General features: G+C 55.5%; 12 protein-coding genes. 3 read left to right on the plus strand and 9 right to left on the minus strand.

All coding sequences use genetic code 11. From position 1 onward, the window contains the following. Positions 1-7: 7 nt before the first annotated feature. From HMPREF9081_RS04775 to HMPREF9081_RS04810, 7 genes are all read right to left on the minus strand, one after another. Positions 8-1,294 (minus strand): hypothetical protein, encoded by a 1,287-nt coding sequence (locus tag HMPREF9081_RS04775; RefSeq protein WP_006305902.1) that lies wholly within the window; start codon positions 1,292-1,294, stop codon positions 8-10. Between the two features lie 199 nt (positions 1,295-1,493). Further along, positions 1,494-2,600 (minus strand): alanine racemase, encoded by a 1,107-nt coding sequence (gene alr, locus HMPREF9081_RS04780; RefSeq protein ID WP_006305903.1) that lies wholly within the window; start codon positions 2,598-2,600, stop codon positions 1,494-1,496. 333 nt (positions 2,601-2,933) lie between these two features. Beyond that, a complete protein-coding gene (locus HMPREF9081_RS04785; RefSeq protein ID WP_006305905.1) occupies positions 2,934-4,313 on the minus strand; it encodes an amino acid permease in 1,380 nt (459 codons plus the stop codon). Positions 4,314-4,465: 152 nt separating this feature from the next. Continuing rightward, on the minus strand, positions 4,466-5,587 hold the full coding sequence (gene ald, locus HMPREF9081_RS04790; RefSeq protein WP_006305906.1) for an alanine dehydrogenase: 1,122 nt from the start codon (positions 5,585-5,587) through the stop codon (positions 4,466-4,468). Positions 5,588-5,882: 295 nt separating this feature from the next. Then, entirely contained in the window at positions 5,883-7,211 is a 1,329-nt protein-coding gene (locus HMPREF9081_RS04795) for a threonine/serine exporter family protein (RefSeq protein WP_040395499.1), read from the minus strand. Between the two features lie 121 nt (positions 7,212-7,332). Further along, positions 7,333-8,658, minus strand: coding sequence for a threonine/serine exporter family protein (locus tag HMPREF9081_RS04800; protein ID WP_040394547.1), 1,326 nt, complete (start codon positions 8,656-8,658; stop codon positions 7,333-7,335). 140 nt (positions 8,659-8,798) lie between these two features. Next, positions 8,799-10,148, minus strand: coding sequence for an MFS transporter (locus HMPREF9081_RS04810; RefSeq protein WP_040395500.1), 1,350 nt, complete (start codon positions 10,146-10,148; stop codon positions 8,799-8,801). A gap of 196 nt (positions 10,149-10,344) precedes the next feature. Between HMPREF9081_RS04810 and HMPREF9081_RS04815 the strand changes: the two genes are divergently transcribed. Beyond that, the gene (locus HMPREF9081_RS04815) at positions 10,345-11,025 is read left to right on the plus strand and encodes a Crp/Fnr family transcriptional regulator (RefSeq protein WP_040395501.1); all 681 of its coding nucleotides are present in this window, start codon (positions 10,345-10,347) and stop codon (positions 11,023-11,025) included. A 47-nt stretch (positions 11,026-11,072) separates the two neighbouring features. Here HMPREF9081_RS04815 and HMPREF9081_RS04820 read toward each other — a convergent pair whose 3' ends face one another. After that, positions 11,073-11,723 carry an IMPACT family protein gene (locus tag HMPREF9081_RS04820; protein WP_006305911.1) on the minus strand — a complete coding sequence of 217 codons (651 nt, stop codon included), beginning with the start codon at positions 11,721-11,723 and terminating at the stop codon, positions 11,073-11,075. Between the two features lie 2 nt (positions 11,724-11,725). Further along, positions 11,726-12,352 carry a polysaccharide deacetylase family protein gene (locus HMPREF9081_RS04825; protein ID WP_006305912.1) on the minus strand — a complete coding sequence of 209 codons (627 nt, stop codon included), beginning with the start codon at positions 12,350-12,352 and terminating at the stop codon, positions 11,726-11,728. Between the two features lie 153 nt (positions 12,353-12,505). Here HMPREF9081_RS04825 and HMPREF9081_RS04830 point away from each other — a divergent pair, with 153 nt between their 5' ends. Continuing rightward, complete coding sequence (locus HMPREF9081_RS04830; RefSeq protein ID WP_006305913.1) at positions 12,506-13,855, plus strand: amino acid permease; 1,350 nt, start codon at positions 12,506-12,508, stop codon at positions 13,853-13,855. Between the two features lie 62 nt (positions 13,856-13,917). Next, positions 13,918-16,020 carry a methyl-accepting chemotaxis protein gene (locus HMPREF9081_RS04835; RefSeq protein ID WP_006305914.1) on the plus strand — a complete coding sequence of 701 codons (2,103 nt, stop codon included), beginning with the start codon at positions 13,918-13,920 and terminating at the stop codon, positions 16,018-16,020. The last annotated feature ends 6 nt before the right edge of the window (positions 16,021-16,026 follow it).

Genomic DNA, 16,026 nt, shown 5'->3' on the forward strand with positions numbered 1-16,026 from the left:
TTTATATTTAGAGGCGAAAAGCCTCTATAAGAATCCATTTCAGCAGGAAAAAAGTGACAAGCAACGCTGTCACTCCCCATGTGGAGTGGGAAATGTGACGGTATTCGCCACGAGATGCCGTGAGCAGCACCCATATGAGAAGTGCCGCTGTCAGGCCCGTTTTGATATCATATGCCGCAAGCAGGAACACGACAATGACGGCGCCCTCACGCAGGGTGAAATCCCGGACATCTCTCAGCATGCACAAAGCACGCATGAGAAGAAGGAGCCCCATAACGGCAAGTGCGATTGCAGGAACGGCGGGAAAATCCGCAAGCGCCTGCATAAGTATTGCACAGGGCAGGAGCAGGAGCATAAGCAATGCAGAGAGCAGTGCTGTCAGTGGAATGCCCGCAATCGTATGCTCCTCTCCTCCCTCCGGGAGGGCGGCAGAGATCGGCGCGACCGTCAGTGGAAACGCGCCGAGAAAGCTCATGCAGCCGCTGACGGCAAAGAGCCGCGTAAATGTGGACCGCTGATCTGCCGCATCACCCCGTGCGGTGAGCACTGCCGTGCTCTCGATCATCAGGGCGAGCAGCAGCGTCAGTCCGAGTGCCGCAGCCGACAGGAGATCGGACTGTGGGAGCACTAGGGCGAATGCAGCTGTACTGAGTTCGGGTTCGAGAAAGGGCGCTGCGGGAATCTCCCAGAAGCCCTCTGCCCATGTGAGCACTCCGACTGCGAGCATGCCGAGCGGCAGAGCTGCACTTACGTTTCGTGCACATAGGAGCAATACCAGCAGAATGCCCATCAGCGTAAAGTAGGTGAGGGGATCGCTGAGCGTGCCGCCCATGGTCAGCGCCCATGGCGACGGCAGAAGTATGCGCGCATAGAGCGCCGCAGTCAGGAACATCGCAACCCCAAGACTCAGCACAAGACCTATACGGACAATCGGTGGGAGTGCATCCGTCAATGAATGGATGCACTTTGTGCGTGTGAGGAATGCTCCGATCAAAGAAATGACAGCTGCAATGCCGAGCCCTTCCTGCCACGAGAGACCGTGCGCGATGATTTCCTCGTAGACGAGCCATGCTGTGATAGCAGGTGAGGGGAGGGCAATGAGCGTTCTTTCCTTGCGTGAGACGGCAAGTGTTCCTGCAATACAGGCGATCATGCTCACCGTATATGCCTCTGTGAACGGCATTCCCACCCGCGCAAGCAGTAACGCCGTCAGGACAAGTGTCAAGGCAGCGACCGAGACGAGCACGAATGCATTTCCGAGGGCGATCCACGGAGTGTTCTTTCTGCCGTTCATACACGCCCTCCCGAAACATCCCAAAACATTTTCATTCTATCATAAATAGGTGAATTTCACAAATGGGAATGATGGAGCTCATGCGGAAAATGTTCATTCAATCTAGAAAGTGTTGCACTTAGATTGTAAACTCAAGCTCTAAAAAGAGGCTGTTGCACGAAGCTGGAAAACTTCATGCAACAGCCCCAGGATCTGTATATCAGGCCATATAGATGCGCGAGACATGTTTTGATACGAGGCAGAGTACCTCATAGCTGATCGTGTTTGCCCAGCGTGCAAGATCATCTGCCGTGAGTGTTTCCGAGCCGAAAAGCGTCACGATGTCACCGAGTTTTGCGTCCGGGATGTCTGTGATGTCGATCATGCATTGATCCATGCAGATGCGCCCTGCAATTGGCGCACGTTTGCCGCGTACCTCGACATAGCCGCCCGCATAGGCACGCAGATAACCGTCTGCATAGCCAACCGAAATGGTTGCAATGCGACTCTCGCGTTCTGCAATAAAGTTGCGTCCGTAGCCGATGGAGGTGCCCGGAGGAATCGTCTTGATGTAGACAATGCGGGCGCAGAACTTCATCGCGGGGCGCAGGTTCAGCGGACGTGTGACCTCATCCGACGGCCACAGTCCGTATTGCAGAATGCCCGCGCGTACCATATCGAAGTGCACGTCCGGCAGATCGAGGATCGCTGCCGACTCGGCGATATGGCGAATCGGGATGTGAATGCCCGCCGCCTCGATGGATTCATATGCCTCCTGAAAGAGACGAATCTGCTCCCAAGAGAATGTTTTGTCCTCGATATCGGCAATTGCAAAGTGAGAGAAGATCCCCTCGATTTCAATTCCGGGCAGTGCAGCAATCTCCTTTGCAAAGGAGGCAGCTTCGGAAGGATGGACGCCGATGCGCCCCAGCCCCGTGTCGATCGCAAGATGAACCTTGACGCGCTTTCCCTGCGTAACTGCCTCTGCTGAGAGCGCCTGCACGAGATCGAGACGGCAGACGGTCTGCGTGAGATCGGCGTCGACGATGTCAAAGGAACTGTCCGGCTTCGTCAGACCGAGGATGAGGAGAGGTGCTGTGAATCCCGCCTCACGCAGTTTCAGTGCCTCAGAGATCGTGGCGACCGCCAGATACTCCGCACCTGCGGCAATTGCCTTGCGCGCAACGGCAATTGCGCCGTGTCCGTACGCATCCGCCTTCACGACAGCACAGAGTTTTGCATCTTTTCGCGTATATCTGCGAATCTCTTTATAGTTGTGGGCAATCGCTCCGAGATCGATCTCGACCCACGCCGCACGACTGGGCATAGGGCACTTCCTTTCGAATCACATGGTTGTCTGTTTAGCCATGTCATTTTAGCGCATCGCATCCATTTACGCAATATTTTTCTTTGTCCAAGGGAATCGCTGATAAAATGAAGTCCGTCAGATTGGCGTAGATTTTTTCGTCCGGTTGAGGAGGCAAACCGGACGCAGAGTGGTGCTCTGTGGAGGATTTGCCGACGAAAAGCGGGCAAAAAAGATGCGCCAAGATGATGGTGCTGAATTTATCAGTGCTTCCCAAGACATTTCATATGGCTTGCAGATGAAAACAGCCCGTCCATGTGGACGGGCTGTCAAGCTGTTTATGGCATTTGCCGATTATTTTCTTTCCCAACAGCGATGCGAAGGCGCATAACTGTTGTAGAAGAAGAAACCGAGGATCATCAGGACGATGAACGTGATGTTCGTCACGAGGGAGAGCGCCCAGATGAGGTAGAGGCAGACTGCCATACCGATCGGAGCGAGGATGTAGAGCAGCGGGAAGGTGAACGTACGCGGCAGATCAGGGGAGTTGCGGCGCAGAGCAATCAGACCGACAAAGACGATGAAGAATGCTGCAAGAACACCGGTATTCGCAAGCTCGACGATGTAGAGCATCGGGACACAGCCGGCAATGAAGGCAATGATAACGGAGCCAACGAGAGTGATGAAGTACGGCGTGCCGTATTTCGGATGGATGTTCGCCATTGCCTTGGGCAGGAAGCCGTCACGCGACATCGCATAGAAGACGCGCGCCTGACCAAAGATGTAGACGATCAGCGTCGTGATCATACCGAAGAGGATGCCGACGGTGACGAGGTTTGCCAGTCCTGTGTAGCCGATGAGACGGAGGCAGTATGCCACCGGATCTGCGCGATCGAGATCCGTGTAGTTGACTGTGCCCGTGAGGACGAATGCCACGACCGAATAGATGCAGAGGCAGACAAAGACCGATGCGATAATGCCGATCGGGAGGCTCTTCTCCGGCGTCTTGCACTCCTCAGCAGAGGTTGCAACCGTATCGAAGCCCATGAAGGAGAAGAACACGACCGCAGCGCCCGTCATGATGCCGCCGGCGCCGAAGGGCAGGAACGGATCCATATTCTTTGCCATGTCCATATGGGGGGATGTGACAACAACGAAAGCGACGATTGCGCACAGGGTGAGCGAGATGAGGATCGTGTTGAGACGCGAGCTCTCCTTCGTGCCGTGTGCGAGGATGACGCCGATGAGCATGGTAATGATGACAGCGGGGAGGTTGATGATGCCACCCTCGGGCGCCGTTGTGAGGAGTGCCTTCGGTATCTCCATCCCGAGGGACGCCATCATTCCTGAGAAGTAGGCGGAGAAACCGACGGCAACCGCACTTGCGGTAACGATGTAGCCGATGATCAGTGACCATCCGCAGAGGAACGCCATGCCCTCACCGAGCGATGCGAATGTATAAGCATACGCGCTGCCCGCTGCGGGGATGAGCGATGCGAGCTCCGCATAGGCAAGTCCCACCAGCATACAGAGAAGACCTGCGGCAATGAACGATAATACAATACCGGGACCGGCATACCGTGCAGCCCCGATACCGGTCAGAACGAACACGCCAGAGCCGATGATGCCGCCGATGCCCAGGAAGGTAAGGTCAAGAGTGCTCAGCGTGCGGAGCATTCCGCTGCCTTCGCGCTGTGCACTGAAGTCCTCCAGTGTTTTCTTCTTAAAAAACATACAAAGACCTCCAAGCCTTTCTTTTCAGTTTTTATCTAAGGAATCGCTGATAAGCTGAATTTATCAGTGCTTCCCTAAGAAAGGGGCTGTTTCACAGCACATATGGGAAGCATATGGGAGTGAAACAGCCCCTCAGCAGTCAGAGAAAAGAATTACCCAAGGACCTCATCGATGGACTTGAACGGAATGTTCAGAGCCTTGGAAACGGGCTCGTTCGTGAGATGTCCGTCGATGGTGTTGAGACCGGACTTGAATCCGGGGACCTCCTTGAGTGCTGCCTTGTAGCCCTTGTTTGCGAGCGCAAGAGCATACTCGATGGTTGCGTTCGTGATGCCGAGCGTGGAGGTGCGGGAAACGGCACCCGGGATGTTCGCGACGGAGTAGTGGACAACGCCGTGCTTCTCGAATGTCGGATTCTCATGCGTCGTGCAGTGGTCGCAGGTCTGGATCGAACCGCCCTGGTCGATGGCAACGTCGACGACGACGGAACCCTTCTTCATGGTCTTGATCATGTCCTCGGTGACGAGTGTCGGCGTACGACCGCCCGGAACGAGAACCGAGCCGATGAGGAGGTCTGCTTCCTTGACCCACTTTGCAATGTTGTAGCTCGAGGAGTACTCCGTGACGACACGACCGCCGAAGATCTCATCGAGATAACGCAGACGCTCGATCGAGAGGTCAATAATCGTGACGCGTGCGCCGAGCCCGACAGCGATCTTCGCTGCATTCGTGCCGACGTTGCCGCCGCCGATGATGACGACCTGACCCGCTGCAACACCTGCGATGCCGCCGAGCAGGACGCCGCTTCCGCCATAGCGGCTCTCAAGGAACTGTGCACCGATCTGGACGGACATACGACCTGCGATTTCGCTCATCGGAGCAAGCAGGGGAAGTCCGCGGCCGCTCTTGCCGAGAACGGTCTCATAGGCAATGCCGACAACCTTCTTCTTGAGGAGAGCCTCCGTCAGAGCGGGTTCAGCTGCGAGATGGAGGTAGGTGAAGAGAATCTGCCCCTCATGGAAGAGGTCATACTCGGATTCAAGCGGCTCTTTTACCTTAACAATCATTTCCGAACGATCAAACAGAGCCTTCTTGTCCGAGAGAATCTCAGCGCCAACAGCCTTGTAATCGGCATCCGTGAAGCCGCTGCCAACGCCGGCACCCTCTTCGATCAGGACCGTGTGACCAGCACGGCGCATCGCCTCGACACCCGAGGGAGTCATACCGACGCGGAACTCATTGTTCTTGATTTCCTTCGAAACGCCAACAATCATGTTTTTTTCCTCCTACTACAGATAGATAAAAATACAGAAGGTTTGAAACGGCTAGGGGAGTTCTAAAGGTATACCCTATTTGGGATTTTAATATAATTCAGACACTTTTGTCAAGTAGTAAAAGTAATTTTTGGGGGACCAATATGCATGTTGGCTCGCACAACACTAGAGAAAACAAGCAAATACACGTATTTATAATATTTATAGAAATTATGATTCTATAACATTGACATGTATACAATAGACAAAATACCATCCGAACAAACTTCCCGTACGGATGGTGTTTTGTCTTTTTTTATCTTTCTGCCTCACGGCGGACGATGATGGCATTTATTTCACGCTGCTGCTGCATTTCGATACGGCTTTGGATGAATATGTTGGGGATGGAGACACCGATGACGATGGCGAGGATGATGGTCATGCCGTCAACGCCGAAGCGCAGCGCCTGCAGTAGTTCCTCCGCGGAGATGGTCTGAATGTGGAGGATGGCGAAGAGAAGGCGATAGAGCAGGACACCGGGCACGAGAGGAATGATGGGAGGAATGATGAGCAGTGTGTTCGGCGTGTGGACGATGTGGATGACCTTGAGTGCGGAAATGCCGACAACGGCAGCGGCAGCGAAGGAGCCAATCGCCTGTGATAAACCAAATTCGTTCATGAGGACGTTGCGGATGAGCATCGTGAGTATTCCCTCAAGAGCGACAAGAGCGAGCAGCTTTTTCGGTGTGTTGAAGATGATGGAAAAACCACCTGCGGCAAGCGCTGCGGCAAGTGCCTGACCGAGGTAGGCATCGGTCGGTCGAATCTGGACATCGGAGATGTTCTCGATGCCTGTGAATAGGATGGCAAAGGCAATGCCGAAGGTCATACCGCCGATAATGAGTATGGTATCTATCGCGCGTGTCATGCCGGAGGAGATAAAGCGATTGATGACATCGCTAGTGGAGTTGACGATCGGGAACCCGGGGATGAGGAAGATGGTGCAGGAAACAAGCGCATACCACATGGTCGGGAAGCCGAGAATAAGCGGGATGAACCACGCGAAGATGGTGGAGACAAAGGCAGCGATCATGGAGCAGGCATAGGGGTTGAATTCATTACTGATGCTGAGGCGGTGGGCGATGAATCCCGCGAGTGCCGCAATGGTTGCGATGAGTGCTTCTGACAGACTTCCTCCAAAAAGCGAGCACGATGCGCCTGAAGCAATTGCAGCACCAAGAGATGCAGCCCATGTCGGATAGCTGCGCGGACGATGTCGGATGCGGGTGACGGCGTTTTCGATGGCGTTTATAGGCGTGTTGTCACGCAGGATACGCCATGTCAGTTTGCTGATGGCTTCAATCACGGCGAGATTCACGCCGTGTTTCATGCACTTGCGGAACTGTGTGAGGGAGCGTTCTCCATCTGTGATATTCAGCATGAGTGTCGTATAGGTAACGTGGGACTGGAGCTGATCGGAAGGAATGCGCAAGTGTGCTGCAGCACGCCGCATATCCCGTATGATGCGTGTACAGTCTGCACCGCTTTCCATGAGCGCCTGTCCAATATCGAGCAGGATCTTCATTTTGTGGTTGAGTGTCCGGTTGTCATCCGCTGAGGCTTTTTTGATTTGTGCAGTATTCATGAGCATGCAGTCCACCTTCCTATGTTCTTGCCACGTTTATTATATCATAAATGATATATATGTAAAAGAAAGGAGGTGTTATGCCAATAAAAAACCGCCATGCGGCGGTTATAGAAAATACTTACGTATCGGCTCGTGCTGCAATAATGGCATCGATCTCACGCTGCTGCTGTGCCTCGATACGTTTTTGGATAAAGATGTTCGGAATGGAGACGCCGACGACGACGGCGAGGATGATGGTCATGCCGTCGACGCCAAAGCGCAGAGCATCCAAGAGCTCCCCGGCGGAGATGGTATGAATGTGCAGGACGGCGAAGAGAAGCCGGTAAAGGAGAACGCAGGGGATGAGCGGAATGACGGGCGGAATGATGAGCAGGGTGTTCGGCGTATGGACGATGTGGATGATCTTCAGCGCTGCGATGCCAACGACGGCGGCCGCGACAAAGGAGCCGATCGCCTGCGGCAGTCCGAACTCGAGCATGATGACGTTGCGGATGAGCATGGTGACAATGCCTTCGAGGGCGACGACGGCGAGCAGCTTCTTCGGCGTGTTGAACATGACGGAGAAGCCGCCCGCAGCAAGGATTGCCGCGATCGCCTGATTGAGATAGGTGTCTGTCGGCTGGATGTGCACGTCGGAGATGTTGTGAACCCCTGCAACGAGAATGGCAAAGGCGATGCCGAACGTCATGCCGCCGATGATGAGCATGGTGTCCATCGCGCGCGTCATGCCGGAGGTGGTGAAGCGGTTCAGCGTGTCACTTGCCGCATTGATGGATGGGAAGCCGGGCATGAGGAAGATGGTGCAGGCAACGAGTGCGTACCACATGATCGGAAGACCAAGTGCGGCGGGGATGATCCACGCCGCGACCGTCGCAACAAAGCCCGTAATCATGGCACAGGCATAGGGATTGAATGCGTACTTTGTGCTCATACGGTGAGCAATAAATCCCATAAGAGCCGCGATGGTGGCGACGAGCGCCTCAAGCCAGCTTCCACCGAAGAGCTTGCATGAACCGCCCGAACCGACGGCGGCACCAAGCGCGATGATCCAGTCGGGATAGCAGAGGGGGCGTTCACGGATGCGGTTGATTGCATTTTCGATCGGCGCAAGCGGCGTGTTGCCGCGCAGAATGCGCCAGGTGAGCTTGCTGACGGCAGCGAGGACGGCAAGGTTGACCCCGTGCTTCAGACATTTGCGGAACTGCGTGAAGGAGCGTTCCCCGTCACTGACGCAGAGCATGAGTGTCGTATAGGTGACATGCGACTGGATCTGTTCGGCAGGGATGCGCAGATGCACTGCCGCGCGCCGCATATCACGCACGATGCGCGCGCAGTCCGCGCCGTTCTCCATCAGTGTCTGTCCGATGTCGAGCAGAACCTTCATCTTGTGGTTCAGCATTTTATTGCTGTCCTGCGATGCATTTTTGATTGTTTCGATTTCCATGATTCCCCCTATAACCTCCCTATTCTCCACCCATTATACCATAGTTCGCTGTTTGGGTGAAATGAAGGATGTGAACGGCATATCGCTTTTCCAAATAAAAAAGCTGCCCTTTTGAGAGCAGCCTCTTTGCTTACCGTCGATTAGCACTTAATGCCGGAGCCCTTGCGTGCGTAGAAGTAGTATGTAATGATGATGGTGATGACGGTAAACGCAATCAGGATGTAGAATGCGGGGATGACGCTGCCCTGTGTACCGTACGACCAGCCGAAGATCTTCGGGATGAGGAATGCACCGTATGCCGCGATCGCCGCCGTAAAGCCTGTGACGAGGGATGCGTGCACGGGATTATCAAAGACGAACGGGATCATGCGGAAGGACGCTGCGTTGATGAAGCCCGTCGAGAAGAAGAGTACGAGGAAGGCGCCGAAGAAGAGCGCAAAGTTATGTGCCTGAATGCCGAGCACCGTGACGATGCACGCGACGAGCATGAGGAGCAACGAGTAGAACGTGACCTTCGAGCCGCTGTTGACCTTGTCCGAGACCCAGCCGCCGATGGGGCGCACACCCGCGCCGATGAATGGTCCGAGGAATGCCGCGTAGGCGAACGAAACCTCAGGGAACTCGCGGTTGACAAGGAGTGCCAGCGCTGCGGAGTAACCGATGAACGAGCCGAATCCGCAGGTGTAAATGACCGTGATCAGCCATGTGTGTTTGTTGCCGAAGATGGACATCATGCTGCGCGGGCTCTGCTTCGGAATGGGCAGATTGTCCATGAACATCCAGACGAGGATGAGTGTGAGTGCCGTCGGGATCGCCCAGAAGTAGCAGACGTTCTGGAGGTAGACTTCCTTGCCGGCAGCATTGATGAGCGGATCGCCGAACAGTCCGCCGAAGCTCGCACCAAGCAGCATGGGGGCGGTCAGGTAGATGAGCGAAACGCCGAGATTGCCGATGCCGGCATTGATGCCGAGCGCAAGTCCCTTCTGCGACTTCGGAAAAAAGAAGCCGATGTTTGCCATGGACGAGGAGAAGTTTGCACCTGCAATGCCGATCGCAGCGACAAGCAGGACAAAAGTATCGTAGGTCGTTGTCGTGTCCGTGAGTGCGTTCCCAAGTCCTATGAGCGGAAAGAGCAGCAGCGCCGTCGAGATGAACGTCCAATTGCGCCCGCCGACGATGGCGGGGAGATAGGTGTAGACGAGGCGCCCTGTTGCACCGACGAGTCCGGGCAGTGCCGCGAGCGTGAAGATCTCGTTGTCCGAGAAGTGAAAGCCAACCTGATTGAGCTGGGCGGCGATCGTCGCCCACATTGTCCACGCGACGAAGGCGAGTGTCAGCGCCCACGTTGACGTGTAGAGGTTCTGCTTGGCGACGCGCTCGCCATATTTTTTCCAGAATGTTTCGTTCTCCGGATCCCAATGCGCGAGGATCTCGCGCCGCGACGGGTTCTCGCCGAGCGCGGCGAGAATGTCCTTGCTTGCCATTTGCATCTCTCCTATGATGATTTCGCGAAACTCTGAGACGTGTCCGTGATACATCAGAGTTTCCTATAACATTGATACAAAAAAATTATAATGAAAAAAATTTACTTTGGATGTGACCGATGTCACAGGTTTTTAACAGTTTTTTCGATAATATTAAAGAATGCAATAGGAAATCCTTATGGTGAGACTGGAGGCGAAGGTCGTGGATCAGGAGACGCTTATTCGGGAGCTGATGTCGATTCCGGGCAAGGTGATATCGCTGCATGACGGCGCATACCTGTTTCGCGAGGGCACGGCGGCACATTATTTCTACATTGTGCGCTCGGGGCATATCTTCATTGTGAAATACGGTGCGTCGGGACGCGTGCTTGCCCTGCGCCTCGCGACCAAGGGGAGCCTCATCGGTGAGCTGCCGATCTATGAGGAAGAGCCGACCTACATCTTCAGCGCAGTCGCGCGCAGCGCCTCGGAAGTCTACGCGATTGAGTTTCCCGTTCTGCAGGCATATTTAGAGAAACACCCCCACCTTTCGATCGCACTCATCAAGCTGATCGGGATGCACATGCGAAAGCAGCATTTGAAATTTCGTGATCTCGTGCTCTACGGCAAGAAGGGCGCACTCTACTCGACACTCATCCGCCTCGCGAACAGCTACGGGATGGAGACCGATGAGGGGATTCTGATCTCCGTACCGCTCACGAATCAGGAGCTCGCGAACTACTCTGCCTCCGCGCGCGAAAGTCTCAACCGCATGCTCGCCGACCTTAGGAAGAGCGGAGTGATCGCGATGCGTGGGCACCTGATCCTCATCAAGGACATCGACTTCCTGAAGGAAGAGATTCACTGCGAGAACTGCGGCAAGGAAATTTGCAATATTGAATAAAAGGGGCTGTTGCACGAAGCTGGAAAACTTCGTGCAACAGCCTTTGTCTATGCAAGAGGCACGGCGACATACTTATGCCCGCCTAATTTGTACCGCGCGCGTCCTGCTGTGAGGTCGGTGAGTGCGCGCTGATGCAGATCGATGTCGCCGGTTGGAATGAGCAGGGTGAGTCTCACTGTATCCGCATAGTCTGTCGCTTCGGTCTGTACTCCCGTGTCGCGGATATAGCGTTCGACAGCGGCGAGGAGGTCATAGTCGATCGTGACGTACATCGTATGCAGGGGCGTCATGCGGATCTTTGCCGTTGCGTCGAGTCCAAGGCCTGCCGCGTGGGCATAGGCGCGGATGAGTCCGCCTGCGCCGAGTTTGATTCCTCCAAAGTAACGGACAACGGCGACGGCGGCGTTTGTAATCCCGCGTGTCTTGATCGCCTCGAGGATCGGGCTGCCCGCCGTGCCGCCCGGCTCGCCGTCGTCGCTTGAGCGCTGACGGTCGGCGTGTGCACCGAGCACCATCGCATAGGGGACGTGACGCGCCTCATAGTGTTCCTTCTTTATGGACTGTAGCCATGTGCGTACCTCTTCCTCATCCTCCGCATGAATCACGTAGGCGAGGAAACGCGAGCGTTGAATCTCATACAAAACAGGGGAGACACCGCCCTCCGGTATCTCCCCTGTGATGGTCGTGTAGGCCTCCATTGTTATTTGTTCTTGCGGTTGAAGTAGTCGACGATGCTCGCGTCAAGCAGAATGTAGGTCGGTCCCGTGCTCGCCGTCAGCTCGCCCGCCTGAAAGATGGGGCAGACATAGCCGCGCCCGCCGAGGAAGTAGTTCGTCGGCACCTCGTGCACAGTCTTTTCAGGCTGAATCGGCGTATTGCGTCCCTGCTCGTTGTAGAGATGACCGTTTATCGCCTCGCCGTCGAGATCGGACGGCGTGACGTGAACGAAGAAGGCAAGCGGCAGGCGCTGACCGGTTTTCTTGTAGTAGACGAAGCCGTAGTCATGACGCGTCGGCTGATTGCCGCGCAGCTCGTAGCGCAGATCCGTGAACGTCACGGAGAGGAAGTTGTCGTCGTCGAGATGGACGCGATAGCCGAACTCGCCGCGGTAGAATGCGCCGCTCTCATACTGTGCGCGCATGTTCGCAGCAAGCGCCTCGATATCGGCGTTGATGAGATTTGCGATGGCAGCATTGTCCAAACTGAGGACGGGATAGGAAATGGAAAGATTCGTCGTCGACTCCCGATGTTCGGTGACGGCGGCACTCGTGGTGCCTGACACCGTAATGACGAGGGCAATGGCGAGCAGCAAGGCTCTGAATTTCATAATGTTAGCTCCTCCTTTGTGTAGTTGTTACGATGATAATAAAAATTTCCGACTTTGTCAAATAAATCGTAGTAATCTATGCGCTCTTGTAGTATGATGAGAGCGCATTTTTGATGAAATAAAATTGGGCAGAAAGGTTGTGTTAGGAAGCCCATGGGCGAATCGACAATGAAACGGAAGCTGAAGCACAGACATCTTCAGTTTATCTCTCTCGGCGGGGTCATCGGGAGCGGATACTTCCTCGGGACGGGCTATGTGCTCGAGCAGGCAGGACCTGCGGCTATGATTTCCTATCTTCTCGGCGGCATCATTGTCCTTGCGGTCATGCTCTGCCTCGCCGAGCTCGCGGTGGAAAAACCGCTCTCCGGCTCTTTTGTCGTCTATGCGCGCGAGAACATCTCCGCAACATGGGCGTGCGGCGTCGGTTGGTCGTACTGGGTGACGTGGGTCTCCTACGTGCCTTCGGAGATGATCGCCGCAGGCATCATTATGAATGGTTTTTTTCCGGAGATCGGAACGGTTTGGTGGGCAGTGTTCTTCGGACTCATCGTCACCATTCTCAATCTGTTTCGTGTCGATAAATTCGGTGAGAGTGAGTTTTGGCTCTCCCTCGTCAAGGTCACGGCGCTCGTGGCGTTCAGCGTGGTCGCTCTCCTCATCTGCCTCGGTTTCATCGGCGATGAGGGCTATATCGGTACGCGCATCCTCCTTGGCAGCGGCGGCTTTGCGCCAAACGGCTATGCGAGCATCGCGCTCACCATGGTCATCATTCTCGTGAATTTTCAAGGGACGGAGATCATCGGTCTTGCAGCGGGAGAGACTGCCGATCCCGCACGCAGCATTCCGACGGCGGTGCGCAACGTCACATGGCGCATCATTTCCCTCTATATCGTGCCCATTACACTCCTTATCTCCATCCTGCCGTGGGATCATGCCTCGCTCTCCGAGAGCGTCTTTGCGGCAGCACTCACCGAGCACGGTTTTACGGAGCTAGCCGCACTCTTTTCATTCGTCGTGCTGACGGCGGCGATCTCCTGTTCGAACTCCGGACTCTACGGTGCAGCACGGACGGTGCATGCGCTTGCGACGATGGGCATGGCACCCCGCGTGCTCGAAGGACTGAGCAGAAAGGGCGTACCCTCGCGTGCCATCTATGCTTCCATCATCTTCTGCTGGGGTGTCATCGCGATCTACGCGATGAATCCGCACAGCGAGCTCTATACGTACCTGCTCGCACTCTCGGGCTTCTCGGGTGCCATGGCGTGGATCTCGATCTGTTGGAGCCAGTACCGCCGTCGGAGGCAGCTTGAAGCGGACGGACAGGTTTCCCTCCTGCGCTATCGTATGCCCCTTTTTCCGTACGTAACACTTTTTGGAATTTGGGCACAGGTGCTCTGCCTCGCGTTCATGATCTTCGTGCCGGAGCTGCGTTCTGCGCTCTATATCGGCGTGCCTATGCTCGTTGTGCCGATGATCCTTTACAGATTCTTGCGGCGGGGATAGCTGCGTGTTATAATTGAATTAAATTGAATCTGAATCGAGGTTGCCGATAGGGAGGAATTGATATGTTTGGGCTATTCGGGAATAAGAAAAAAGATGAAGTATCACCCACGGATCACATCCAGGCGAAGCCCCTTGTCGTAAAAACGTCCGCGCAGACGGAGCCGCCGAAGACCCGCGCTCCGTTTGCAGGACTCGGCACCGTGGGGGGCAGCGACATGAAGTCTGCATATCTTTCGCGGAGTGAGCTGACAGCAGAGCGCCTGCGCGAACTCTACGATGTGCCGGGCGGTCCCGCCATCGTCATGGGGTTTATCTCCGCCGACCTCGGAATGGATGATGTTGCGCGTGCAGTTCAGTCCGTTTCGCCGCCCGATGTGCAGCTCCTCTTGATGACAACATGCGGCGAGCTCACACGTACGAAGGATTCGCGTTCCTACTATATGGACGCGGAGGACGGGCGTGCCAAGGTTCTGCTACAAGTGTTCAGCAAGCGCATGATCGCGCAGACGCATATGATGACGCTGCCCCTCCACAACGAGGATATGCGGCGCGGTGAGGTGACACTCACACCCGCCGAGCGCGTGGAAAAGATCACCGCAGATGTCCGTGCCGAGCACATTCCCTTTCCCGTGCGCTTTGACGACACCTTTGCCTTCGTCTATGTCGACGGGGTGAGTGCGTGCGAGTCTTTTGTACTCAAGGCTCTCTATGACGCAGAGAGCCTGCCCTGCCCCTATATCGGCGGGAGTGCGGGCGGTGCACTCGACTTTTCCCACACCTATATCTACAACGGCAGAGAGGTACTCGAGAACCATGCCGTCGTCCTTGTCGTCAAACTCGCCGCAGATTACCGCTACTCTGTGTTCAAGACACAGGCAGCGGAGGAAATGGGGGCGCATTGGACGGTGATCGGTTCGGATGCGACATTCCGGACGGTGGACACCGTTGCGGATGCCGAGGGACGACCCGTCCTGCTCACCGATGTGTTGATGGAGTATATGCACGTATCGGACATTGCGGCACTCGCGGACGCGCTTGCGGAATATACCTTTGCGACACATGTTGGCAATCAGTTCTATATCCGCTCCCTGCAAAGGATTGATGAATCTGCGAAGCGGATGCACTTCTTCTGCGATATCACGGCAGGTGAGGAACTCTATCTCATGCGCCGCGTGCGCTTCCTCGAAATCCTCAAGGCGGACTATGCGGGCTTTGCCAAAGGCAAGCCTGCGCCCATCGGTGCCATCATGAATGACTGCATCCTGCGTCGCTTGACCTTTGCGGAGGAGCTCGCGGGCGCAGATCTCTTTGACGGCATTTCCATCGCCGGCTACTCGGCGCTCGGTGAGATCGCGGGGATGCACATCAATGAAACCCTGACGGCGATCTTCTTCTACCGGCTTTCCGGAGGAACATTCTACGACGGCTATATGAATCGCTTTCCGTCCGTCTATGCACTCTGTCAGAAATCCTTCCTCGAACATGATATTGCACGTCTTGAGATCATTGGCAGACTCAAGGACGGCATTATGAGTGAGTTCAGCGAATATCGCAGCGCGATGGCGGGGATGTCAAAAACGATGGCGCGCATTGGGGAGAGCGCGGAGAGCGTTGGCGGACTCATCGACAATCTGAGCAGCGGTCTCGGTGGACAGGGCGACATGACAAAGGAGCTCCTCGGGCGCAACGCGGAGATTACCCCGAAGCTCGAACGGCTCACGGAGAGCACAAAGAAGATCGAGCAGGTCATGAACATGATCACGGAGATCTCGGCGCAGATCAACCTCCTCGCGCTCAACGCCGCGATCGAGGCGGCGCGTGCCGGAGAGGCGGGGCGCGGCTTCGCCGTTGTTGCGGGCGAGGTGCGCAAGCTCTCAGAGAATACGCGCGAGCGCCTTGAGGCATCCGATGAGGCGATCAGTGAGCTCCTGCGTGATGTGCAGGAGATCGACAAGATGCTCGCGACGAATCAGGCGTTTGAGGATCGGGTCGAGGACTTCGAGCATGGATTTGACGGGCGGATTGAGGATCTCAAGAAGAATCTGGACGTCGGTTTAACGGCGATCCGTCGCGGGGTAGCATCCGTCGATCGCGTGGCAGAACTCGGGGCGCGATTGACGCGCCGCTATGACGAGCTTGAGGCAGTGCTTCGCTCCATTCGGTAAGAAATT

Source organism: Centipeda periodontii DSM 2778 (genome assembly GCF_000213975.1).
GTDB lineage: Bacteria > Bacillota > Negativicutes > Selenomonadales > Selenomonadaceae > Centipeda > Centipeda periodontii.

Coding starts and splice junctions, on each gene's coding strand:
- HMPREF9081_RS04835 (WP_006305914.1), top strand. CDS start 13,918: ATGTTTGGGCTATTCGGGAATAAGAAAAAAGATGAAGTATCACCCACG.
- alr (WP_006305903.1), bottom strand. CDS start 2,600: ATGCCCAGTCGTGCGGCGTGGGTCGAGATCGATCTCGGAGCGATTGCC.
- HMPREF9081_RS04810 (WP_040395500.1), bottom strand. CDS start 10,148: ATGCAAATGGCAAGCAAGGACATTCTCGCCGCGCTCGGCGAGAACCCG.
- HMPREF9081_RS04800 (WP_040394547.1), bottom strand. CDS start 8,658: ATGGAAATCGAAACAATCAAAAATGCATCGCAGGACAGCAATAAAATG.
- HMPREF9081_RS04825 (WP_006305912.1), bottom strand. CDS start 12,352: ATGAAATTCAGAGCCTTGCTGCTCGCCATTGCCCTCGTCATTACGGTG.
- HMPREF9081_RS04820 (WP_006305911.1), bottom strand. CDS start 11,723: ATGGAGGCCTACACGACCATCACAGGGGAGATACCGGAGGGCGGTGTC.
- HMPREF9081_RS04785 (WP_006305905.1), bottom strand. CDS start 4,313: ATGTTTTTTAAGAAGAAAACACTGGAGGACTTCAGTGCACAGCGCGAA.
- HMPREF9081_RS04775 (WP_006305902.1), bottom strand. CDS start 1,294: ATGAACGGCAGAAAGAACACTCCGTGGATCGCCCTCGGAAATGCATTC.
- HMPREF9081_RS04830 (WP_006305913.1), top strand. CDS start 12,506: ATGGGCGAATCGACAATGAAACGGAAGCTGAAGCACAGACATCTTCAG.
- HMPREF9081_RS04795 (WP_040395499.1), bottom strand. CDS start 7,211: ATGAATACTGCACAAATCAAAAAAGCCTCAGCGGATGACAACCGGACA.
- ald (WP_006305906.1), bottom strand. CDS start 5,587: ATGATTGTTGGCGTTTCGAAGGAAATCAAGAACAATGAGTTCCGCGTC.